Raw genomic sequence first — 23,604 nt, 5'->3', positions numbered from 1 at the left:
TTTTATATACAGGAGGAAAGTATGAGTGAAACAGTAACAGGATATATCGACCATATTATTTTCCGAAATGATGACAATGGATATACAGTGTTTGTACTGAAAGACAATCAGGAGAAAGAATTGACCTGTGTGGGCTCTTTTCCATCTGTATCCCAGGGTGTGACCATAGAAGCTTCCGGTTCCTATACCCGCCATCCGGTTTATGGAAAACAGTTTCAGATCGAGTCTTTTGCGGAAAAAATGCCGGAAGATTCTCTTGCAATGGAACGTTATCTGGGGTCCGGGGCAATCAAGGGTGTGGGAGCGGCGCTTGCCGGAAGAATTGTCCGTCATTTTGGAGAAGATACTCTCAGAATCGTGGAAGAAGAACCGGAACGTCTGGCGGAAGTAAAAGGCATCAGTGAAAAAAAAGCAAGAGAAATCGCTGCTCAGGTAACAGAAAAAGCTGATATGAGAAAAGCTATGATGTTTTTGCAAAAATACGGCATTTCTCTGAATCTGGGTGCAAAGATTTATCAGAAATATAAAGAATCTGTTTACAGTGTCCTACAGGAAAATCCGTATCGTCTGGCCGATGACATCAGCGGCGTTGGTTTTAAGATTGCGGATGAAATTGCGGCACGAATTGGAATACATACGGATTCCGATTACAGGATCCGGAGCGGAATGATGTATACTCTTCAGCAGGCTGCCGGGGAAGGACATACCTATCTCCCGAAAGAGATTCTGTTTGCAAAAGCATCGGAACTTCTGGATGTGGCCCCCTCTTATATGGAAAAACATCTGATGGATCTTTCCCTGGACAGAAAAGTGATACTGAAACAGCAGGAAGAGGGAGTAATCGTCTACCCGACGCAGTTTTATTATCTGGAGCTGAATACAGCCAGAATGCTGTCGGAATTGAATATCATATGTCCGGAAGACGAGAAACTGGTGGACAGACGAATTGCACAGATTGAAAAGGACACAGGAACCATTCTGGATGAAATGCAGAAAAAAGCTGTGAAGGAAGCTTCGGGACACGGTCTGTTTGTACTGACGGGAGGTCCGGGTACCGGTAAGACGACGACGATCAATGCGATTATCCATTATTTTGAGGGAGAAGGCGCAGAACTGCGGCTTGCTGCTCCAACCGGCCGTGCTGCCAAGCGTATGACAGAGGCAACCGGATATGAGGCACAGACCATTCACCGTCTGCTGGAACTGACCGGGCTTCCGGATGAAGAGAGAGAGGGCCAGGCGGTACATTTTGAGAGGAATGCAGAGAATCCGCTGGATGCAGATGTGGTGATTATTGATGAAATGTCTATGGTGGATATTCATCTGATGCATTCGCTTCTTCTGGCTGTTACGGCAGGCACACGACTGATCCTGGTGGGAGATGAGAATCAGCTTCCCAGTGTGGGACCGGGAAATGTTCTTCGTGACATTATCCGGTCCGGACAGTTTCCGGTGGTGGAACTGAAAAAGATTTTCCGTCAGGCATCCGAAAGTGACATTGTAGTAAATGCACATAAGATCAATAGAGGAGAACAGGTCATTCTGGATAATAAGAGCCGTGATTTCTTTTTTCTGAAGCGTTATGATGCCAATATGATCATCCGTGTCGTGATCGCACTCATACAGGAAAAACTGCCCCGTTATGTGGAGGAAAAGCCGTTTGATATTCAGGTTCTGACTCCTATGCGAAAGGGCCTTCTGGGAGTGGAACGTCTGAATCAGATTCTGCAGAGATATCTGAATCCTCCGGATGAAACCAAAAAAGAAAAAGAATTCGGTCAGGGGCTTTTCCGCGAAGGGGATAAAGTCATGCAGATCCGCAACAATTATCAGTTGGAGTGGGAAATAAGAGGGAATTATGGAATTCCCGTGGAAAAAGGTGTGGGTGTATTTAACGGGGATACCGGTATTCTCAGATCTATCAACGATTTTGCGGAAACAGCGGAAGTGGAATTTGAGGATGGAAGACATGCGGAATATTCTTTCAAACAGCTGGAAGAGCTGGAGCTGGCCTATGCCATTACGATCCACAAATCGCAGGGATCAGAGTATCCGGCTGTTGTGATACCTCTGCTTTCAGGACCCAAAATGCTTTTGAACAGAAATCTTCTTTATACAGCAGTGACAAGGGCGAGGAAATGTGTGACTGTTGTAGGAAGTGAAGAAACCTTTGCGGAAATGATCCGCAATGAAAAACAGCAGAAGCGTTTCAGTTCTCTGGATATCCGAATACGGGAACTGGAAGAGCAGAATCGGATATGAGGAAGACATGTAAGCCGGAAGAAATAGGAACAGGCATACAGCTTGGCTGTGTTGAGTAGTCTTGAGCTGTGTTGTCAAAAAAGAAAAGAAGAAAAGAGAGCGTCATCGGGGAGAAAGGACATCTCTTGAAACAATGGATCAGAAAAGCCGGGACAGGAATCCTGAACAGCCTTTATCCGAGGTGCTGTCCCGTATGTCACCGGATACTGGCGGATCAGGGTCTTCTGATCTGCCCGGAGTGTTCGGCAGAATTAAAACCATATACAGGACCGGGATGTATGAAATGCGGGAAACCGGTAAGAGCAGAGGAAGAATACTGTCCGGAATGCAGTGTTCGTCATCGTTCTTTCAGTGAAGGGCGGGGGATTTATCTGTACGATGACAGAATGAGAACTTCCCTGGTGAAATATAAATATTACGGACGCAGGGAATACGGAGATTTTTATGCGGCGGCAATGTGCAGATACGCAGACAAAGAAATACACCGGTGGAATCCGGATCTGATCATTCCCATACCGCTGCATCCGTCCAAGAGGAGAATAAGAGGATTTAACCAGGCAGAATATCTTGCAGACAGAATCGGGGATTTTTATGGAATTCCGACAGCTTCCGGAGTGCTTAGAAAAATAAAAAAGACAAAATCCCAGAAAAAGCTAGATGCCGGAGAACGGCGCAGGAATCTGAGTGATGCATTTGAGGTGGCAGAGCGTCTGGATGGATGGAAGATTCTTTTGGTTGACGATGTTTATACTACCGGAAGTACGATGGATGCGGCTGCAGCATGCCTTAGAGAAGCCGGTGCGGATCAGGTTTATTTTCTGACGGTCTGTATGGGAATCGATGTTGACTGAAATGCGTTTTTTGGTGTGTTTTACTGGATTTACAGCAGAAAAGGGGCTTTTCATGGATTGGGATATATGTTACAATTCATCTGTATGAGTATTTCATTTAAAAGCCCTCTGGGCAGAATCGCACTGCGCGGAGAGGAAATATATTGCTAAAGCAATCCGCCGCAGGCGGAGAATCCTGCAAAGCAGGATTCTTTCTTGAAAGCTGATGTCTGCGCTGGAAGATATTTCCGTATAGCTTGGCTGCAGTAAAATGACAAGGAGCATGTTATGATAAACGAAGAAAAGGTAAAAATCATGAATAAGCTCGCCATGTATGAAAAAGGCGAGGGAAAAAAATACCTTCCGGTCAGTAAGTATTACAGAAGCGACTATATAGGGCTTGCACTGATCAAGAACTTTTTTCTTGTAACGATCGGATATGTACTGATTTTGGCGGGAGTTGCCGCATATTATGGAGAATATCTTCTGGAAAATATTCATAAGATGGATCTGATTTCCCTTGGAATCGGGATTATTGCCGGATATGTGGCGGTTCTTGTAGTATTTTCCTGTCTGACGTATATCCAGTATTCCGTCAGATATCACTGCGCGAAGAAAAGTGTCAAGAAGTATTATGGAGATCTTACCAGACTGGAAAAGATATACAGCCGTGAAGAAAAGAAATCTGCAGGCCGCAGAACGTCAGGAGGACATAGAAAATGACAGCATTACTGGAAATGAAACAGAAAATCAAGAATTTTTACGGGCAGTATGAAATGTATTTTATGCCTCTTCTGAAATTTATACTCGGATTTTCCTATTTTTCCTGGATCAACCAGAGTATGGGTTATATGAATGAACTGAATAATATTTTTATCGTGCTGATTCTTGCACTGATCTGTTCGATTCTTCCATCGTCCGTGATGGTGTTTGCAGGATGCGTTCTGATGGTTGGACACAGCTATGCGCTGGGAATCGAAGCTGCTGGATTTATGCTGGTGCTCCTTCTGTTTATGATGATCCTTTTTCTGAGATTCAGTGCAGGTAAGAATCTCGTGATGGTTTTTACACCTCTTTCTTTTGCACTGAATGTACCGGTATTACTTCCGATCGGCAGCGGACTTCTGGGAAGTGCTGTTTCTGTCCTTCCGTCCGGATGCGGAGTGATTATTTATTATTTTATTAAGTTTCTGAATGCAAATGCACAGAGTTTCCAGAATCCTGATGTAGAAGTCATGGATCGTCTCACAATGATGGCTGACGGGATGGTGACCAACTGGGAAATGTGGATTACAGTGATTGCATTTATTGTGGTTATACTGCTGGTGAATCTGATCCGTACCCGTTCTTTTGACTATGCATGGAGAATTGCAATTGTTACAGGCGGTGTTGCATATGTACTGATTATGCTGGGCGGAAGCTTTTATTTTGGTGTATCTGTGGATATTGTTCCGCTGATCGTTTATTCCGTTGCAGCTGTTCTGATCGGTATTGTGCTGGAATTCTTTGTTTTCGGCGGGGATTATACGAGAACAGAACGTCTGGAGTATGAAGATGATGAGTATTACTACTATGTAAAGGCAGTTCCTAAGGCTGCGGTAACGACATCTGAGCGAAGCATCAAGAAAATCAATGGAGGAAATTCCAGAGAAGACCGGAGAAGTGAGGAGAGTGTTGTTTCTTTTTCCGAGCCGATGTTTCAGGGAGAAGAGAAACCTAGAAAAACCAAAAAAAGACGTACAGATGAGATGCCGGTAGAACGGAAAGATGATCTGGATGATATTGATTTTGAAAAGAAACTGGAAGAATCCTTAAAAGATCTTTAATCCTGCAGCAGGTGGAAATATCTGCTGTGCGGAAGTTTTTTATGTATTTCTGAAGTATTACAGGGAAGTGTTTTGGATTTTTTGCAATACTAAAAACAGATAGCGGAGGGGAGGATTTTATGCAGAACTTGCAGGGAATACTGGAGAGATATTTATTCAAGATTTCTCTGCCCAGCATTGGTATTATTGACATCATAGAAATTGCCCTGATTGCGTTTTTTATATACCAGTTCATGGTCTGGATAAAATATACAAGAGCATATACGCTTTTGAAGGGAATTCTGGTAGTGCTGATTTTCCTCCTGGTTGCTTATATTTTTAAGATGAATACGATTTTGTGGATCGTGTCGAATCTTGCCAATATTATGATCATAGCGGTTGTGGTAATTTTTCAGCCGGAACTGCGTAAGGTTCTTGAACAGCTGGGACAGAAGAATATTATGGCTGCGATTATTCCGTTTGATACCAGCAAAGAAGTAACGGAGCGATTTACAGATAAAACAGTCAATGAGCTGATCAAAGCCTGCTTTGATATGGGAGAAGTAAAGACTGGTGCGCTGATCGTGATCGAGCAGGATATTCTTCTGACAGAATATGAGCGTACAGGTATTACGCTGGATGCTGTGCTGACAAGCCAGCTTTTGATTAATATTTTTGAACATAATACGCCTCTTCATGACGGAGCAGTAATCGTGAGAGGAAACCGCATCGTTTCAGCAACCTGTTATCTGCCGTTGTCTGATAATATGGAACTGAGCAAACAGCTGGGAACCAGACATCGTGCAGGAGTGGGAATCAGTGAGGTGACGGATTCCGTTACGATTATTGTGTCAGAAGAAACAGGGCAGGTTTCCGTTGCAAAAGACGGGAAACTCATGCGAAATGTAAACAGTACACGTCTCAGAGAAATTCTGGTAGAGACACAGAATAAACAGGTTGTTGACAGCAGAAGGCTGCGGCAGCTTCTGAAAGGGAGAGTGAAGCATGAAGAATAAACTGATCCGGAACATCTCTCTGAAGATCATGTCGGTGGCAACTGCCGTTCTGGTATGGATGATCGTTGTAAATGTCGACAATCCAATCAGAACGGTTTCTTACACGATTCAGAATGTGGAACTTTTGAATCAGACTTACATTGATCAGAAAGTTCCATTGCCTGATACAGATCATGGGACGTTCCGTGTTTATATTACAGCAGAGCGTAAGACTCTGAGCAGGATATCTGCATCAGACATTCGTGCGGTTGCGGATCTGCAGCAGGCACTGAGTTTTGATGAGGACCCGGTTATGGTTCCGATCACGGTTTCCTGTGATGGCGTTTCTCCGGGCAATATAGAAGTGGTTCCCAATAATCTTGCAGTTCATCTTGAGGATAAGAAAACCCAGGAGTTTGTAATCAGTGTGAACAGTGGAGAATCCAAGCCGGGGAAAGGTTACGAGATTGGTTCTCTGACGGCAAATCCAGAAAAAATCAAGATTACGGGTCCGACCAGCCTGATCAATATAATAGGGAATGTAACAGCGAATATCAGTGTGGATAATAAAACAGAGAACGTGACGAAGGAAACAGAGCTTGTTATTTATGACAAAAACGGAACGCAGCTGACCGATGCACAGATGAGTTATCTGAATGTGCCGAAGGTGACGGTTACTGCGAAACTCTGGAGGGTTCGTTCCAATATACAGATCATCGGCGATTATACCGGTGAACCGGCAGAAGGCTATCAGGTGGAGAGTGTTGTCACAGTACCGAATGTGCTCAGTCTTGCAGGAAGTGAAGAAGCACTTGGTATTCTTGAGGAAGAAGGTAACGTGATCAGAATTCCTGCCGAGTATATAGATATTTCCGGTGAAAGTTCGGATGTTGAGACGAAAGTGAATATTACCCAGCTGCTTTCCGATGGCCTGAAGCTCCCAAGCGGTGCCAGCGAAGATGTGTGGGTGCGGGTGAATATACTTCCGGAGGGCAGTCATTCCTATGAACTGGATACCAATAATATTGCAGTGGAGAATCAGCCGGAAGACACGCAGGTGATTTTTGCAATGGATAAGATTGAACTCAGGATCAAAGAAACAGATGGAGCAGAAGAAACTCTTGATCCGGCAGAGATAGAAGCTTCTGTAGATCTGGAGGGAAAGACAACAGGTAACTATGATCTTTCAGTCAAAATAAAACTTCCGGATGGGTATGAACTGGTAGACCCGGTAACTGCAGAAGTTGAGATATCAGAAATTTCTATTGCCGAAAACAGCAGTGATGAATAAGGAGGCGACATCATGATCAGTCAGAAAATAACAATTAAAAATCCAACAGGACTTCATTTGAGACCGGCAGGGCTGCTTTGTAAGGAAGCAATGAAGTACAAATCTCTGATCACATTCACATTTGAAGACTGTACGGCTAATGCCAAGAGCGTATTAAGTGTTCTTGGCGCGTGTGTGAAATGCGGAGATGAAATTGAGTTGACCTGTGAGGGTAAAGATGAACAGGAAGCAATGGATGCGCTGATCACGGCAATCAGCAGTGGTCTGGGAGAGTAAATCATGAGGAACAGGCAACTGTTCACGAAGTACTGTTTTAAGAGTATGGAATGAAAAGTATTTATCAGGAGAATAAGGAGGAATTATTGTGAAAAAGAAATTAGCAGCAGCTGCATTGAGTATTACACTTTGTATGTCTATGATCTGCCAGACTGGTGCCGCTGCTTTTTCAGACCAGACAGATGGGGTAACATGGTCGGAGTTTGATGATTCTTCAGCAGGAATCACAGAATCTGAACCTGTAACCGGGACTGAGTCTTCTGAAACGGCAGAAGCACCGGAAACAGAAACAACAGAGACAACTGTTCCGGAAGCAGTGACACCTTCGGGAGAGCAGACAACTCCGACAGCGGAAGTGATAACACCGACTCCGGAAACAACAGATGTATCTGCAGAAGAAAATGATATTTCTTCGAATGATATTGAACTGTTTTCAGCAGGGGAAACTTCAGCAGATTCTCAGAATACGGAGACCAATGAGATTCAGACGGAAATTCTGACAGCATCAGACGGAAATATTCATGAAACGGACTGGATCAGAACCACATATGGCAAATGGAGACTGAAAAAACCGGTTGTCACAGTGACCGCTTCTGTTCCGGAAGAACAGGCTGCCGGAGAAAATACAGAAACGGACACTACTGGTACTTCGGATAGTATGACGACATACGATGGTGCTGCAGAGGCGGATAAGGATCCTGCTGCAGGATTGGAAGAGGTTCAGGCAGAAGATGCAGATATTATGACGGCTTCTGAAGTGCCTGCTGCACAGGAAGAGACAGTTTCTGCGGAGGCACTGAATTCTGCTTCTGAAGAAGCTGATGCAGCAGAGAATACAGATCCGGACGTACTGCTGCAGACGGATGTTTCCCCAGAACAGTTTTATACACAGGCAGACGGGATTGTTCATATTGCAACATACAGCAATGATCCTACTGTGAAAGATCCGGTTGCAGAAGGAGATTATTATTTTGACGCAGAAGGTTATCTGATCACAGGACGTTATATGGTTCCGTCAAACGAGGAAGGCTCCGGATCCAATTATGATAAAGAAGTGGAGCATTTCTTCATGGATGAGGCAAATGCAACGCTGAAAGATCCGAATTCAACTGCAGTATGTACCCCGATGAATTCTGATCTTGGCCAAATGCAGAAATCTTACTGGCTGTGGACAGGAACTACCTTCCGTTATTATTCTTCGAAAGGTGGTTTCGTATCGGTATCCGGTCTGAAAACGATCAATACAAAAGCAGATAAATATTATGGATATTATAAGATCAATGGAGCGTATTACATTTTAAAAAATGATGGTACGCCATGTACTGGTATTATTACCATCAGCGATGGGAAAAAACCGGGAGAGTATTATTGCCAGCCGGCTGAGAAGGAAGGTGATATTCCGGGTAAGATGCTTCGGTCCGGATGGCTGCGCATAGCAGACAGCAAGGGCGTGTATCGCTGGTGGAAGTATAATTCTGACGGACGCCGCTCCTCAAAAGTCGCGAAAGTTACAAGGCTTGATAAGAATATAGACAGCAGTGTCGGTGATTATACATACATGCTGGATAAAAACGGCTATATCCTGAAAAGCAAAATGGCAAAAGTCGGAAGTTATTATTATGGTACAGACAAATACGGGCGTATCTATAAAAATAAAGTAGTAAAATTTAATGGCGCCAGATATTATTTCACTTCCAACGGGCGTCGCTCCACCTATAAAAATGGATGGTACAGACTCGCATACGGAAGTAAACGTTATTTCTATTATGGTTCAACACCAGGTAAAATTGTAGAAAAGAAAGGCTGGCAGAGGGTTATCACTCCGGAAGGAAAGAGTGCCGGATGGTTTTATTTCCCGAGCAGCGGGAATCATTATGTGAATTACCTTACTAAATCCGGTCGTTATTTTCGTACGGATGGACGTCTTGCAAGCGGAATTACTACGGTAAACGGAAAGACTTATTTCTTCCAGTCTTCTACCAGTTCAACACCGAAGGGTGTGATGTATAAAAACAAAATGATCCATTATAATAATAAATGGTATTATGCCGGAAGCGACGGAGTTCTTTACAAATCCGGGTGGAAGAAAATCGGCGGATATTATTATTATTTTAACAGTGATTATACGATCAAGACAAATGCAGCAGTTACCAGAAATGGCGTTAAGGGATATGTGGACAGCACCGGTAAGTTTTATTCTGCAGGCTGGGTGATCATCAACAATGCGAAAAATCAGGTGAAATATATTGATCCAGAGACCGGATTGTTTGTAAAGAATACATCGAAGAAGATTGATGGTCTGACATACTATTTTGATAAAAACGGTTACCGGATCAATGATCTCACAAATTTATACAGCGGACCGTATTATCTGGTATGTGACCGTGTGAACGGTGTAATGACGGTATATAATTCATCAGGAACAGTTCCGCTTAAGAGTATCCGTGTTTCTGTCGGTCTTCCGGGAACACCGACCTGGCCGACTAACAGGAATATGCGGCTTACCAGTTATAATAGATGGCAGGCATTGATGGGACCCTCATGGGGGCAGTATGGAACTCATGTAGACGGGGCGGGCAATGGAGGTATCTTCATTCATTCTGTTGCAGGAAGCTCCAGAAGTTATTATAATCTTCCGGCAGGTGAATATAACAAGCTTGGAAATCCGGCTTCTCATGGATGCATTCGCTGCTGCGTAGCAGATGCAAGATGGGTATTCTATAACTGCAATGGTTCTACCATCCGCATCATTGACGGAAAATACAATGCAAATGAATCCATGAAGGGACCTCTTGGCCGCAGGGCTCTGACACCTTTGTACGGTTCCAAGAATTTTGATCCGACAGACAATAAAGCATGGCATTGATCGTGATGTGAGTTATGGCGCTCTCCGAAATAATCGGGGAGCGTCTTTTATGTTAAAGGAAAGTGCCTCACATTTTCCTATGATATAAAAAAGCCCTCCGGGCAGGATTCCCTTTTGGCTCACAGGAATTTCCTTGCATTTCCACATACATCTATGTATAATAAAAAATGTAACAAAACCTTAATATTTTTTCAATATGATAGAGGAGTATGATTCAGGGGGATAAAATGAAGGGAAAGAAAAGAAAAGGCATATACCTGCTGATTCTCTGTGTAATGTTGACAATCGGACTGATTGGGACTGCCAGAATATCGGCTTCACCTTATGAGCGCTGGGATACGGTTGCACAGGAAGAGCGTGAAGCATATGAAAGTTCAGAAGGATTGCTGCGCGCATCATCGGGCAGTGAAAATGCCTGGAAAAAAATCAACGGAGTATGTTATAACGGCAGCGGAGAAATAATTCCGGGAGCGATTACCCGCGGAATCGATGTTTCAGAATGGCAGGGAGTCATCGACTGGAAAAAGGTTAAGAATTCTTCTGTGGATTTTGCATTTGTTCGTGTTGCTTATGGAACCAGTTATCTTGATAAACAATATGCGGCAAATATGAAAAATGCAGCTGCAGCCGGGGTTCCGGTTGGGGTTTATATTTACAGTACCGCCACTACAACATCAGCAGCTCTGAAAGAAGCGCAGCTGGTCATCAGTAAAATGAAAGGATACAAGGTTTCTTATCCGGTTGTGTTTGATATGGAATATTCCCGTATGGGAGAATTGTCAAAAACACAGGTATCAAAGCTTGCACTGACCTTTTGCAATGAGATAAAAAAAGCCGGTTATTATCCGATGGTGTATTGTAATACTTACTGGTATGACGATAAAATAGACTGGTCATTGCTGAAGGGGATTGATGTATGGGTTGCGAGATACGGAGACAAGATTCAGGCACCGCCAAGTTCTGATTATCAGTATACAATCTGGCAATCCACAGATGGAGACGGAGGAGGAATATTGAACTCCACCAAGGGATTGATTGACGGCATTCCGGTTTACAATAACGTTGATGTGAATTTTGGCTATAAGGATTATACAAAAGTGATTACTCCCCGTACACAGCCGCTTTCTTCTTATACAGGTTCATCAACAGTAACGGCGACTCCGACACCAAAACCGACGGCTACGCCAAAACCAACAGCGACGCCAAAGCCAACAGCGACACCAACACCGAAACCGACGGCTACCCCAAAGCCAACGGCGACACCGACACCGAAGCCAACGGCCACACCAAAGCCAACAACTGCTACGGCGGTGAAAAACGGATGGAAAACAGAGAGTGGAAAAACCTATTATTACAAGAATAATGTGAAACTGACCGGCTGGCAGAAAATTGGTGGAAAATATTATTATTTCAACAGTAAAAAAGGATATCTCTACAAGAGTACACTGCTTGTTTCGACCAAAAAAAATATCTGTTATGTAAATGCAAGCGGAGCGAGAGTCTCCAAAACGTGGGTTACCTGGAAAGAAAAAAAGTATTATATGGCATCAAACGGTTACGCTGTGAAAGGTTTCTATACTATTAATGGAAAAACCTATTATTTTAACAAAACGAATGCCTATATGTATAAGAACTGCAAACTGATTTCCACAGCCGGGAATATTTATTATCTTGGCAGCACCGGAGCGCGTTATGAAAACGGATTCTATACGGTGAAAGAAAATGGTGTGAAGAATACCTACTATTTTGATAAAAATGGACGTGCATACAAAGGCTGGCATAAGATTAATGGAAAGAAGTATTATTTCTATAAGGGTACTTCCAAAAAATCAGGAGTCCGTGCGGAAAACATAACCCTTACCAGTTCCACAGGAGTGGTATCTGTGTTTAATAAATCGGGTGTATGTACGAAACAATATAAAAAACAGGATGTACATTAGTTATGAAAGAAAAGAAAGTTTTTTTAAAAGGGTTATTGATCATTTGGAGTGTTTTATCAATTTTGATGTTCAGACCGGAAGCGGCGGAGGCTGCAACAGTGAATACCGGTGAATTTGTTGTAGTACTGGATCCGGGGCATGGAGGAATTGACTCGGGTTCCGATGCCAGACATAATGGCAGGTTGTATCTGGAAGCAGATATGAACTGGAAAATTGCCAATTATACAAAGCAGGAACTGAAAAAGTATACAAACATTAAAGTGATTTTAACCAGAACAAAAAATACATGTCCCTCTCTGAAGAACAGAGTAGCTACGGCAAAAAAGGCAAAAGCGGACATTCTGGTGAGCATGCATATCAACTCGGAAGACAGCGGTTACGCAAAAGGAGCCTGTGTTCTGATTTCCAGGGGAAACTATCGGCCCAGCCTGGCGGCAAAAGAGAAAAAATTCGGAACTTATGTGATGAATGAACTTGGGAAACTGGGAATTGCAAAGCGCAATCAGGATACAGGAGGTATGCTGTATCGCCTTTCTTCTGATGGAAGCAGATATCCTAACGGCAAAATAAGAGATTATTATCAGATTGTATACAGCAGCGTAGAGAATAATCTCCCCGGAGTTATTATTGAACATGCATTTATCAGCAGTTATTCTGACGTAAGTAAATTTTTGAGCAGTGATGCCAAGCTGAAGAAAATCGGTCAGGCAGATGCCAGAGCAATCGTCAGCTATATCAGGCAGCTTCCTGCAAAAGAGGAACCAATTGATCCCGGAAAGAAAAACGGCTGGATAGAAGAGGATGGGAAATTCTATTATTATAAAAATAATGTAAAAGCTGTGAATAAACTTCTGACTCTTGATGGCAAAATTTATTATGTGAATGCTGACGGCGTGAGGCAGTATGGATGGCAGGAGGTTCAGGGAAAAACCTATTATTTCCGAGAAGATGGATCTGCTGTGCAGGGATGGATGGAAACGAATGGCGACTGGTATTATTTCAACAGTAAATACGCATATCTCTACAAAAATGTAAAGCTTGTTTCCGGTTCCGGAAATGTGTATCTTTTCGGAAAAGACGGGAAGCGTCTGAAAGGCTGGACAACTTTTGAGAAAAAGAAATACTATGTAGGCAGTAAAGGCTATGCTCTGCGGGGATTTCAGAAAATCAGTTCGAAATATTATTATTTTGATGCCAAAGAAGCATATCTGGTCAGGGATAAAATTATAAAAATTTCCTCTTCTGCCATTTATTATATAGATGCCAATGGCATACGATTTGACAAAGGATTTAAAACAGTTAAAAATAACAGATATTATTTCAATTCCAATGGAAAAGCCCGGATCGGGTGGCTGAAGTCGGGCGGTAAATACTATTATTTTAATAAAAATGGAATTATGCTGAAGAATACTACGATGAAGGATTCCAAAGGAAAAGTGTACCGGTTTAATTCCCAGGGAATTTGTACCAACCGTAAATGACAGAATCAGCAGAATGCTGAAAAGATAAAAGGAGAAACAGGAAAATGAGAACTTATTTAGTAACCGGAGGTGCCGGATTTATTGGTTCCAACTATATTCACTATATGTTTGAAAAATACGGAGACACGATCCGCATCATCAATGTGGATAAGCTCACCTATGCAGGAAACCTGGAGAATCTGAAGGATATCGAAGACAAAGAAAACTATACTTTTGTTAAGGCAGATATCTGTGACAGCGATGCGATCATGAAGATCTTTGAAGAAAACGATATTGACCGTGTCGTACATTTTGCTGCGGAGAGCCATGTGGACCGGAGTATTAAGAATCCGGATGTTTTTGTAAAAACCAATGTTCTCGGAACACTTGTGATGCTGAATGCCGCTAAGGCTGCGTGGGAACTTCCGGATGGTACATTTAAGACGGATAAAAAATTCCTTCATGTTTCTACAGATGAAGTTTATGGTTCTCTGGAAGAGGACGGAGGATATTTTTATGAAACGACTCCATATGCACCGCACAGCCCGTATTCTGCCAGCAAGGCATCATCGGATATGCTGGTAAAGGCGTACATGGATACCTATAAATTCCCGGCAAACATTACGAACTGCAGCAATAACTACGGTCCGTACCAGTTCCCGGAAAAACTGATTCCGCTGATTATTAACAATGCGCTTCAGGGCAAGAAACTTCCGGTATACGGTGACGGTAAAAATGTCCGTGACTGGCTGTATGTGATGGATCATGCAAAAGGCATAGATATGGTTCAGGAAAAAGGCCGTCTTTTTGAAACATATAATATCGGCGGTCATAATGAGAAGCAGAATATTCAGATCATTCACATTATTCTGGATACTCTTCAGGAGATGCTCCCGGATGATGATCCGCGCAAAAAGCTGGTAAGTGATGATCTGATCACTTATGTGGAAGACCGTAAGGGACATGACCGTCGTTATGCGATTGCGCCGGATAAGATTAAAGAAGAAGTCGGCTGGTATCCGGAAACCTGTTTTGAGGATGGCATTCGTCTGACAATTCAATGGTTCTTTGAGCACGAAGACTGGATGAAAAATGTCACCAGCGGTGATTACCAGAAGTACTACGAGGAAATGTACAAAACCAAATAAAAACAGAGACTCCGTCAGCCGGGAAAAATCCCGGAGATAGCTGTATAGAAAAAATTACAGGAAATATAAATGAAATGCTGCAGGACCTCAGGAAATGCAGCATTTCCTATTTTGGAGAGAGCATAATGGAAAAAATAGTGATTATCGGTGCAAATGACTTTCAGCGCCCTCTGATCCAGAAGGCAAAGGATATGGGATATGAAACGCATGTATTTGCCTGGCGGGAAGGGGCAACAGGAGCAGAAGACGCGGATGTTTTTTACGAGATCAGCATCACGGAAAAGGAAAAAATACTGGAAATCTGCCGCAAAATCCAGCCGAAAGCAGTGGCTACCATAGGTTCAGATCTGGCCAATATTACAGTTCAGTATCTTGCTGAAAAACTGGGACTTCCGTGCAACAGCAGGGAGTGTATCCGCAATTCTACAAACAAATATATCATGCGCAAGGCATTTCAGAAAGCGGGCATTCCCGTACCTTTCTTTCAGATTGCAGAAGAAGGACAGGAGATGATTCCCCCGTCTTATCCGGTTATCGTAAAGCCGACAGACCGTTCCGGAAGCCGTGCAATTACAAAAGTTGAAACTCCGGATAAACTGCAGGAAGCGATAAAAAATGCAGTTTCTCAGTCTTTTGAGAAAAAAGCCATTGTCGAAGAATACATCTGCGGCGCAGAGTACAGTGTGGAGACCATCAGTTTTGAAGGAAATCATACCTGTCTGGCGATTACCAAAAAATATACCACAGGAGAGCCCCACTATATTGAAGTAGGACATCTGCAGCCGGCACCTTTGAAAGAGCAGATGAAGGAAAAAGTGAAACAGACGGTATTTGAGGCACTGGATGCATTGGGAATACGGTATGGAGCAGGACACAGCGAACTGCGTATTGATTCGGAGGGAAATGTGCGCATCATTGAAATCGGATCGCGTATGGGCGGTGACTGCATCGGTTCGGATCTTGTTCCCTTATCTACAGGACAGGATTTTGTAAAGATGGTGGTGGATACAGCGGCGGGAAGAAAACCGGAAATAAAAGAAGCGGAAGAATATGTGGCGGCTATCCGTTTTTTGATGAATGAAAAAGATCTGAAGCATATGGAACGTATACAAAAGGAAAATCCGGATAAAGTGAAAAAAACTGTTCTGGACAGTCCGGTGAAAGATGCAGTGATTACGGACAGCGGGAGCAGACCGGGATTTTATATTCTTCAGGCGGATTCCATGGAAGAGATGGAAGCTCTTCTTTATGAAGGTCCTGCAGAAAACCCGGTGGAGATTTTTGAAACTCCGATCCAGAAACTTCGTTTTTCAGATGAAAAAAATGCATTTTATATGAAGAGGGATGATCTGCTTCCCTTCTCCTTTGGCGGAAACAAAGTCCGCTTTGCCCGGAAATTTGTGGAGGATATGCAGACAAAGCATTGCGACAGTATGATTATTTATGGTAATTACCATTCCAATCTCTGCCGGATTCTGTCAACACTTTGTCGGGAACTGGATATTCCCTGTTACATGATTCACAATACGGAGGATATGAAAGAAGAGAAAGAAACCCACAACAGCCGTATCATCCACGAGATGGGGGTAAAGGAGATCCGGTGTACGAAACAGGGGATTGCAGATGCAGTGCAGCAGGCAATGAATGAACTGACAGAAAGAGGATATCATCCCTATTATATTTACGGAACTATTTACGGAACCGGAAATGAGTGGGTACCCATGCAAGCTTATGTGGAAACTTATGTGGAAATCTGTGATTTCGAAAAGAGAAGCGGTGGAAAATTCGATTATATTTTCCTGGCTTCCAGTACCAATGCCACACAGTCCGGACTATTGATGGGAAGCCTGTTGAAAAAAGACAAACGGAAGATCATTGGAATTTCTGTCTCCAGAAATGAAAAGAGAGGAAAAGAAGTGATTGCCGGAAATCTTCAGGAATACGCAGACAGGTTTTCCATTTCTCTTCCGAAACATCCGGAGGAGGCCATTTCCTTTACAGATGCCTATATGGAAGGCGGTTATGGTGTATATTCGCAGAATGTGGCAGATTTGATCAGTCAGGTCTATCGGACGGATGGAATTCCGTTAGATATGACATATACAGGAAAAGCATTTTATGGTATGATGAAATATCTGGAGGAACACGGGATAGAAAATAAAAATATTCTTTTCCTTCATACAGGAGGAACGCCGTTATTTTTTGATTATCTGATGGAGAAATCGGAGAGCTTGAAATGAAAAAATTAATGATTCTGGGTGCCAGTTATTCTCAGCTTCCGCTTTATGAGGCGGCGAGAAAGCTGGGAGTCCATACGATTGCTGTCAGTACACCGGGGGACTGGCCGGGATTTTCTGCAGCGGATGAGAGTTCTTTTACAGATATTTCGGATCCTGAAGCAGTACTTCGGGCTGCAGAGGAATACCAGATTGATGGAATTACAACCTGCTGTCTTGACACAGGAGTAAAAGCAATTGGCTATGTCTGTGAAAAACTTGGCATTAAGGGACTCTCAGCCAGAGCAGGTGAAATCAGCAGCGATAAGTACAAAATGAAAGAAGCTTTTTTGCAGGGCGGTGTGAACTGTGCCCGCCATATCTGTATCCGAAGCAGAGAAGAGCTGGAGGCGGCTCTTGATGAGTTACGCTTCCCGGTAATCGTAAAAGCGGTGGATCTGATGGGAAGCAGGGGGATTTTTCGCTGCATCACAAAAGAAGAAGCACGGACATATTATGGGGAAACGATGGCAGCAACCAAAAAAGACTACTGTCTTCTGGAGGAATTTATTGAAGGAAAGATTCTGGGATGCGAGGCGATGATTTCTGACGGGAAACTGCTTTACTGTCTGCCGAATAATATTGAAGCTTACCAGAGTTATGTTCCAACTCCCATAGGTCATTCAGTTCCGTACAGAAAACAGAAAAAACTCGGTGCGGAAGTAGAACGTCAGGTCGGTCTTGCCATCAAAGCGGTCGGGCTGGACAACTGTCCGGTCAACTGTGATCTGATCGAAAAAGATGACAGAATTTATGTGATTGAAATTACTGGACGTGCCGGTGCTACCTGTCTGCCGGAAATGGTGGGATTGTATTATGGAATCAATTATTATGAAGCCATTGTGCGGCTGGCGCTTGATATGGAACCGGAAAAAATGTTTCGGGAAGATGCCCCGCATCAGGCGAATTTATCCAGAATCCTGACATCAGAAACAACCGGGATTGTAAAAGAGATACATAATGAAAATGTACGTTCAGACGATATTTATGATCTTTCTTTTAACATTGAGCCGGGAGATGTGGTTCGCAGATATGAAAACGGCAGAGATCGGCTGGGCCAGGTGATTCTGACGGGATCAGATCTGGATGCCTGTGAAAAGAGACTCACACAGGTTTTGTCGAAAATTAACATTGAATTTACTCTATGATTGTGAGAAAATAGCATGAGAAATTATTTGTCTGCAAAAAAAGGTACATTTTTATTGCTGCATATCAGCCTGTTATTCAGTTCCCTCAGCGGAGTCTGTTCCAAAATGGCATCCAGATATACGGATCATATTTTGTCCATTTCGTTTCTGTTCTGGTTTGGTCTGGTTTTTGTAATTATGTTTGGGTATGCCATTATCTGGCAGCAGATTCTGAAAAGAATGCCTCTGACAGTTGCCTATGCCAACAAACCTGTGACATTGATCTGGGGAATTATCTGGGGAAGTCTGATTTTTGGAGAGAAGATTACATGGAATATGATTGTTGGGGCAGCAGTGATTTTTGCAGGAATTTATCTGGTAACGAGTGAAAACACAGAGAGAGGCGGTGGCAGCAGTGAGTGAATTGCAAGTGGGAGTGTGTGTGCTGCTGATTTCTGTTATGATTTCCTCGGTATCCCAGATTCTGTTAAAAAAGGCTGCAAACAGAAGTTACAGAAATCCTCTTATGGAATACCTGAATCCGCTGGTCATTGGTGCGTACGCCATGTTTTTCGGTTCCGTGATACTGACCATGATCGCGCTCAAATATGTGCCGCTGTCCATGTCACCGATTCTGGAATCCACAGGCTATATTTTTGTGTCTGTTCTGGGCTACCTGTTTTTGAAAGAACGTTTCAGCAGGAGAAAACTGCTGGGATTTGCATTGATTCTGTGTGGAATCGTGATTTTTAATCTATAAAGGCGGATTGTTGCTGTTTATTAGTACGTCAGATAACAGGCAAGACAGATATATCAGTTATTCATTTACGATGTACTGGTACATCCCGTGAAATGCGAGAGAAAAGAAGGAGTCAGAAAGATGCTGGTATCCATTGTAATACCGTGTTATAATTCAGAACACACCATCGGCAGGGTGGTGGAACTGGCAATTGAAGAATTTCAGAAACTGGATGATTATGAATGCGAATTTGTTCTGGTCAATGATTATTCCAGAGATCATACTTGGCAGGCAATCCATTCACTGACGGAGAAATATCCCAATGTGAAGGGAATCAATCTTGCCAAAAATTTCGGGCAGCACAATGCAATCATGGCTGCGCTCCATTATACAGAAGGAGAACTGATTGTGGGAATGGACGATGATATGCAGAACCATCCGTCACAGATTCCGCAGTTCCTGGATAAAATGCAGGAAGGCTATGATATTGTTTTTGGAGTGTTTAAAGAACGGAAGTTTTCTGTTTTTAAAAATATGACAGGTGCAGTCAGCCGTTTCCTTCTCTGGCACCTCCTGGATCGTCCGAAGGACATTCAGATGAGCAGCTTCTGGTGCTGCCGCCGTTATGTGAGGGATGAAGTGGTGAAATATGACGGATACAATACGTTTATTCAGGTACTGTTTTTCCGTACGACCCATAACATTGCCAATATTGAGATCGAACATTATGCAAGAGAAGTGGGAACTTCCAATTATAATTTCCGGAGAGGGCTGAAACTGTTTCTGTCCTGTCTGAATTTTACAGTGATTCCCCTGCGTGTTGCGACCTTTCTGGGTACACTTTTTTCGGCAGCAGGATTTATCGGTGCAATAGCAGTTCTGATACGGAAAATTCTGAATCCGGCAACAGTCATTGGCTGGTCCTCTCTGATGTGTGTCATGCTGGTACTGTTTGGATTCTGTTTCCTGATGCTGGGAATTATTGGCGAATATCTGGGCAAAGTCATTTTGAATATAAATAAGACACCTCAGTATGTAATAAGAGATAAGGAAAATATTGTCCAGGATACACATCCGGAGACAGAGACGGATTCCGCTGAGAGGAATCCCGGACACAGACCGGAAGTGTAGATACTGAAGAAGAAAAGATGACGAAGAGGAGATCCATGATTGATTTTAACAGACCTGCCTTTACCGGCAGAGAGATGGAGTACATTAAAGATGCAGTGGACCGGGGAATGCTGTGCGGGGATGGAATTTATACCAGACGCTGTTCTCAGTGGATGGAGGAGAAGTTTCAGGTCAGGAAGGTACTTCTGACAACTTCCTGTACGCATGCTTTGGAAATGGCGGCTTATCTTTCCGATATCCAGCCGGGGGATGAGGTGATCATGCCTTCTTATACGTTTGTATCCACTGCTGATGCTTTTGTATTGCGGGGAGCAAAGGTGGTATTTGTGGATATCCGTCCGGATACCCTGAATATGGATGAAAAACTGATCGAGGATGCAGTAACGCCGAGAACCCGGGCGATTGTCCCGGTCCATTATGCAGGAGTAGCCTGCGAGATGGATACGATTATGGCAATTGCTGCGAAATATGGATTGAAAGTGATCGAGGATGCAGCACAGGGCGTGGATGCTTTTTATAAGGGAAAAGCCCTGGGAAGCATCGGGGATTTCGGCTGCTACAGCTTTCATGAGACAAAGAATTATACCATGGGAGAAGGCGGAGCCCTTCTCTTTCAGGATGAGAAATACCTGGATCGTGCGGAAATCCTTCGGGAAAAGGGCACGGACCGGAGTAAATTTTTCCGGGGACAGGTAGATAAATACCGCTGGGTGGATTATGGGTCTTCCTATCTGCCAAGCGAACTGAACGCGGCGTATCTTTATGCGCAGCTGGAGGAACATGAGAAAATCAGCCATAAACGTATGGAGATTTACAATTATTACCATGAGAATCTGAAATGCCTGGCGGATGAAGGAAAGATTGAGCAGCCGTCTGTACCGGAAGGATGTGTCCATAATGCACATATGTATTATATAAAAGTACGGGACATGGAGGTACGTACACGGCTTCTCTCCTATCTGAGAGAGAGGGGAATCTGCAGTGTGTTCCATTATGTTCCGCTCCATTCGTCACCGGCAGGAAAGAAATTCGGCAGATTCCATGGAGAAGATGTCTACACCACAAAAGAGAGCGAGAGACTTCTGCGCCTTCCCATGTTCTATAATCTGGACATGGAAGACGTAAAGAAAGTTGTGGATGCGATTGTTTCTTTTGATGGATTTGAGGGAAAACTATGAAAAAATGGAAAAAAGTTTTGTGCGCGGCAATTGCTGCTTCTGCAGCAGTCTGCACGGTAAGCACGGTTATGGCGGCATCTGTTGATCTGAATGCAGTATATGGTATTTCCAGCAATGAGCGGGAAGGCTGGCCGCAGGGACCGGAAATCTCCTGCAACACCGGAATTCTCATGGAGGCGGAAACAGGTGCGGTTCTTTATGAGAAGGGGGCGGATGAACTCCGCTATCCGGCCAGTATCACCAAGCTGATGACGCTTCTGGTTGCTGTAGAAAACAGCAGTCTGGATGAAGAGGTGACTTTTACAGAGACGGGTGTCCGGGATGTGACACCGGATTCCGGCAATATTGGTATGCAGCTTGGGGAAGTCATGACCATGGAGGATTGTCTTTATGCCATGATCATTTATTCGGCAAATGAAGTTTCGGCTCAGATCGCAGAGCATGTAGGCGGTACAGAGCAGAATTTTATTGATATGATGAATGCGAGAGCTGCAGAAATCGGCTGTACCAATACACATTTTGCCAATGCAAGCGGACTTCCGGATGACAGTCAGTATACAACAGCCAGAGATATGGCATTGATTTTTCGCGAGGGATTGGAAAATGAAACCTACCGGAAAATTCTTAATACACCAACTTATGTAATTCCCGCAACGAACAAAAACAGTGAAGAACGAAAACTCCATACACATCATCCATTGTTTGCGGAGGAATCTGCATTATATTATCCGGGATGCATCGGCGGTAAATCAGGAATGACGAATGATGCAGGATATACACTGGTAACCGGTGTAGAACAGAATGGTGTGACTTATATTGCGGTTGTTCTGAGAGCAGTGGATCTGAGTCAGGCCTGTGTGGACAGCCGGCAGTTGTTTGATTACGGCTTTCAGAACTTTCAGAAGACAGAATATAAAAATGGAAGTGTGATGCTTCCAAATACCATGACAACCGATCAGATTGAAGAAAAGGAAGTGGATTCGCAGGACGGAAAGATGTATCAGTTCTATGTATCCGGACAGCTGATGGGCACGGCAAAAGTGCCGGAACCGACGGCAGCGCCTGTTCCGACAGTGTCGGAAGAAGAACCGGTGGAAGAAGTGGATCCTGCGGATGAGGAACCGCTTTATCAGGAAGAGTCTGCGGCGGAGGCCGGTACAGAAACGCAAAAAAAAACAGCTGAACTGACGGATCGAATCGTGATTCTTCTGATCATTATGGGAGTTATGATTCTGCTGCTGGTGGTTCTTCTGGCAGCACTTCATCATAAAAAGAAAAAGCGGAGCAACAAAAAACATAGAAACAAGAAATAAAGAAATAAAAAGTAAGTACAGAAATCAGACAGACATGCCTGCATTTGCAGACATGATCATCAATATCATGACATAAGGAGGAGTTCCATGAAAGGAATTATTCTTGCAGGAGGTTCAGGAACAAGATTATATCCGCTGACAAAGGCGATTTCCAAACAGATTATGCCGGTTTATGATAAGCCGATGATATATTACCCGCTTTCCACGCTGATGCTGGCAGGCATCCGGGAGATTCTGATTATCTCCACACCAAGGGATCTGCCCGTATTTAAAGATCTGCTGGGAGACGGAAGCCAGCTTGGAATGAAATTTGAATATGCTGTTCAGGAAGAGCCGAGAGGACTTGCCGATGCATTTATCATCGGTGCGGACTTTATCGGAAATGATGCTGTGGCACTGGTTCTGGGAGATAATATTTTCTATGGACAGAGCTTTTCCAGAGTACTGCAGAATGCATATAACCGTACGGAGACAGAGAAGGGGGCCACGATTTTCGGCTATTATGTAAGAGACCCGAGAGAATATGGTGTTGTGGAATTTGACGAGGAAGGGCATGCGCTTTCCATTGAAGAAAAGCCGGAGCATCCGAAATCTAATTATGCAGTTCCCGGACTGTATTTCTATGACAATGATGTGGTGGAAATTGCCAGAAATGTAAAGCCGTCTGCAAGAGGTGAGATTGAAATCACAAGCGTGAATAATGAATACCTCAGAAGAGGAACATTAAGAGTGGAGACTCTGGGAAGAGGATTTGCGTGGCTGGATACCGGCAATCACGACTCTCTTCTGGATGCGGCAGACTTTGTATCCGCATTCCAGAAACGCCAGGGACTGTATATTTCCTGTATTGAGGAAATTGCGTATAAACGCGGATTTATTACAAAGGAACAGCTGGTTGAACTGGCGCAGCCTCTTCTGAAGACTGCATACGGACAATACCTGATCGAAGTAGCGGAGGGATTATAAA

General features: G+C 43.6%; 19 protein-coding genes. All 19 read left to right on the top strand.

What is annotated here, in order from left to right:
• The first annotated feature begins 21 nt into the window (after nucleotides 1-21).
• The 19 genes from recD2 (at nucleotide 22) to rfbA (ending at nucleotide 23,603) form a co-directional block, all read left to right on the top strand.
• Complete coding sequence (recD2, locus tag ACTNEW_RS05790) at nucleotides 22-2,262, top strand: SF1B family DNA helicase RecD2 (protein WP_441058906.1); 2,241 nt, start codon at nucleotides 22-24, stop codon at nucleotides 2,260-2,262.
• A 125-nt stretch (nucleotides 2,263-2,387) separates the two neighbouring features.
• Nucleotides 2,388-3,113, top strand: coding sequence for a double zinc ribbon domain-containing protein (locus ACTNEW_RS05785; protein WP_441058904.1), 726 nt, complete (start codon nucleotides 2,388-2,390; stop codon nucleotides 3,111-3,113).
• Nucleotides 3,114-3,380: 267 nt separating this feature from the next.
• Nucleotides 3,381-3,815 (top strand): hypothetical protein, encoded by a 435-nt coding sequence (locus ACTNEW_RS05780; RefSeq protein WP_441058902.1) that lies wholly within the window; start codon nucleotides 3,381-3,383, stop codon nucleotides 3,813-3,815.
• Nucleotides 3,812-4,918: a hypothetical protein gene (locus ACTNEW_RS05775; protein ID WP_441058900.1), complete on the top strand. Its 1,107-nt coding sequence runs from the start codon at nucleotides 3,812-3,814 to the stop codon at nucleotides 4,916-4,918. The genes ACTNEW_RS05780 and ACTNEW_RS05775 overlap by 4 nt, the downstream gene beginning before the upstream one ends.
• A 119-nt stretch (nucleotides 4,919-5,037) precedes the next feature.
• Nucleotides 5,038-5,913 (top strand): diadenylate cyclase CdaA, encoded by an 876-nt coding sequence (gene cdaA, locus ACTNEW_RS05770; protein ID WP_441058898.1) that lies wholly within the window; start codon nucleotides 5,038-5,040, stop codon nucleotides 5,911-5,913.
• Nucleotides 5,903-7,183, top strand: coding sequence for a CdaR family protein (locus ACTNEW_RS05765; RefSeq protein ID WP_441058896.1), 1,281 nt, complete (start codon nucleotides 5,903-5,905; stop codon nucleotides 7,181-7,183). The genes cdaA and ACTNEW_RS05765 overlap by 11 nt, the downstream gene beginning before the upstream one ends.
• Before the next feature lie 12 nt (nucleotides 7,184-7,195).
• Complete coding sequence (locus tag ACTNEW_RS05760) at nucleotides 7,196-7,459, top strand: HPr family phosphocarrier protein (RefSeq protein WP_441058894.1); 264 nt, start codon at nucleotides 7,196-7,198, stop codon at nucleotides 7,457-7,459.
• An 88-nt stretch (nucleotides 7,460-7,547) separates the two neighbouring features.
• Nucleotides 7,548-10,325 (top strand): L,D-transpeptidase family protein, encoded by a 2,778-nt coding sequence (locus ACTNEW_RS05755; protein ID WP_441058892.1) that lies wholly within the window; start codon nucleotides 7,548-7,550, stop codon nucleotides 10,323-10,325.
• 227 nt (nucleotides 10,326-10,552) lie between these two features.
• A complete protein-coding gene (locus ACTNEW_RS05750; RefSeq protein WP_441058890.1) occupies nucleotides 10,553-12,265 on the top strand; it encodes a GH25 family lysozyme in 1,713 nt (570 codons plus the stop codon).
• 2 nt (nucleotides 12,266-12,267) lie between these two features.
• Nucleotides 12,268-13,746: an N-acetylmuramoyl-L-alanine amidase gene (locus ACTNEW_RS05745; RefSeq protein ID WP_441058888.1), complete on the top strand. Its 1,479-nt coding sequence runs from the start codon at nucleotides 12,268-12,270 to the stop codon at nucleotides 13,744-13,746.
• Between the two features lie 44 nt (nucleotides 13,747-13,790).
• Nucleotides 13,791-14,873 (top strand): dTDP-glucose 4,6-dehydratase, encoded by a 1,083-nt coding sequence (gene rfbB / locus ACTNEW_RS05740; RefSeq protein ID WP_441058886.1) that lies wholly within the window; start codon nucleotides 13,791-13,793, stop codon nucleotides 14,871-14,873.
• A 125-nt stretch (nucleotides 14,874-14,998) separates the two neighbouring features.
• On the top strand, nucleotides 14,999-17,113 hold the full coding sequence (locus tag ACTNEW_RS05735; RefSeq protein ID WP_441058884.1) for a pyridoxal-phosphate dependent enzyme: 2,115 nt from the start codon (nucleotides 14,999-15,001) through the stop codon (nucleotides 17,111-17,113).
• Entirely contained in the window at nucleotides 17,110-18,297 is a 1,188-nt protein-coding gene (locus tag ACTNEW_RS05730; protein WP_441058882.1) for an ATP-grasp domain-containing protein, read from the top strand. The genes ACTNEW_RS05735 and ACTNEW_RS05730 overlap by 4 nt, the downstream gene beginning before the upstream one ends.
• Nucleotides 18,298-18,312: 15 nt before the next feature.
• Nucleotides 18,313-18,699 carry an EamA family transporter gene (locus ACTNEW_RS05725; RefSeq protein WP_441058880.1) on the top strand — a complete coding sequence of 129 codons (387 nt, stop codon included), beginning with the start codon at nucleotides 18,313-18,315 and terminating at the stop codon, nucleotides 18,697-18,699.
• A complete protein-coding gene (locus ACTNEW_RS05720) occupies nucleotides 18,692-19,036 on the top strand; it encodes a DMT family transporter (protein WP_441058878.1) in 345 nt (114 codons plus the stop codon). The genes ACTNEW_RS05725 and ACTNEW_RS05720 overlap by 8 nt, the downstream gene beginning before the upstream one ends.
• Before the next feature lie 120 nt (nucleotides 19,037-19,156).
• Nucleotides 19,157-20,146, top strand: a complete 990-nt coding sequence (locus ACTNEW_RS05715) for a glycosyltransferase family 2 protein (RefSeq protein WP_441058876.1) — start codon at nucleotides 19,157-19,159, stop codon at nucleotides 20,144-20,146.
• Nucleotides 20,147-20,181: 35 nt separating this feature from the next.
• Nucleotides 20,182-21,324 carry a dTDP-4-amino-4,6-dideoxygalactose transaminase gene (rffA, locus tag ACTNEW_RS05710; RefSeq protein ID WP_441058874.1) on the top strand — a complete coding sequence of 381 codons (1,143 nt, stop codon included), beginning with the start codon at nucleotides 20,182-20,184 and terminating at the stop codon, nucleotides 21,322-21,324.
• A complete protein-coding gene (locus ACTNEW_RS05705) occupies nucleotides 21,321-22,637 on the top strand; it encodes a D-alanyl-D-alanine carboxypeptidase family protein (RefSeq protein ID WP_441058872.1) in 1,317 nt (438 codons plus the stop codon). Before rffA ends, ACTNEW_RS05705 begins: the two co-directional genes overlap by 4 nt.
• 87 nt (nucleotides 22,638-22,724) lie before the next feature.
• Entirely contained in the window at nucleotides 22,725-23,603 is an 879-nt protein-coding gene (gene rfbA / locus ACTNEW_RS05700) for a glucose-1-phosphate thymidylyltransferase RfbA (protein WP_441058870.1), read from the top strand.
• Nucleotide 23,604 lies beyond the last annotated feature (1 nt).

The organism is Blautia sp. HCP3S3_G3 (assembly GCF_052063365.1).
Taxonomy (GTDB): domain Bacteria; phylum Bacillota; class Clostridia; order Lachnospirales; family Lachnospiraceae; genus Blautia_A.
The sequence above is the reverse complement of the archived record's forward strand: the minus strand, read 5'-3'. Positions and strand labels throughout refer to the sequence as shown.

Bases quoted from the DNA above. Each gene is read 5' to 3' on its own strand.
- ACTNEW_RS05775 (WP_441058900.1), top strand. From the start codon at position 3,812: ATGACAGCATTACTGGAAATGAAACAGAAAATCAAGAATTTTTACGGG.
- ACTNEW_RS05745 (WP_441058888.1), top strand. From the start codon at position 12,268: ATGAAAGAAAAGAAAGTTTTTTTAAAAGGGTTATTGATCATTTGGAGT.
- ACTNEW_RS05765 (WP_441058896.1), top strand. From the start codon at position 5,903: ATGAAGAATAAACTGATCCGGAACATCTCTCTGAAGATCATGTCGGTG.
- rfbB (WP_441058886.1), top strand. From the start codon at position 13,791: ATGAGAACTTATTTAGTAACCGGAGGTGCCGGATTTATTGGTTCCAAC.
- ACTNEW_RS05725 (WP_441058880.1), top strand. From the start codon at position 18,313: ATGAGAAATTATTTGTCTGCAAAAAAAGGTACATTTTTATTGCTGCAT.
- rfbA (WP_441058870.1), top strand. From the start codon at position 22,725: ATGAAAGGAATTATTCTTGCAGGAGGTTCAGGAACAAGATTATATCCG.
- ACTNEW_RS05735 (WP_441058884.1), top strand. From the start codon at position 14,999: ATGGAAAAAATAGTGATTATCGGTGCAAATGACTTTCAGCGCCCTCTG.
- ACTNEW_RS05750 (WP_441058890.1), top strand. From the start codon at position 10,553: ATGAAGGGAAAGAAAAGAAAAGGCATATACCTGCTGATTCTCTGTGTA.
- ACTNEW_RS05760 (WP_441058894.1), top strand. From the start codon at position 7,196: ATGATCAGTCAGAAAATAACAATTAAAAATCCAACAGGACTTCATTTG.
- recD2 (WP_441058906.1), top strand. From the start codon at position 22: ATGAGTGAAACAGTAACAGGATATATCGACCATATTATTTTCCGAAAT.
- ACTNEW_RS05730 (WP_441058882.1), top strand. From the start codon at position 17,110: ATGAAAAAATTAATGATTCTGGGTGCCAGTTATTCTCAGCTTCCGCTT.
- ACTNEW_RS05780 (WP_441058902.1), top strand. From the start codon at position 3,381: ATGATAAACGAAGAAAAGGTAAAAATCATGAATAAGCTCGCCATGTAT.
- cdaA (WP_441058898.1), top strand. From the start codon at position 5,038: ATGCAGAACTTGCAGGGAATACTGGAGAGATATTTATTCAAGATTTCT.
- ACTNEW_RS05715 (WP_441058876.1), top strand. From the start codon at position 19,157: ATGCTGGTATCCATTGTAATACCGTGTTATAATTCAGAACACACCATC.
- rffA (WP_441058874.1), top strand. From the start codon at position 20,182: ATGATTGATTTTAACAGACCTGCCTTTACCGGCAGAGAGATGGAGTAC.
- ACTNEW_RS05705 (WP_441058872.1), top strand. From the start codon at position 21,321: ATGAAAAAATGGAAAAAAGTTTTGTGCGCGGCAATTGCTGCTTCTGCA.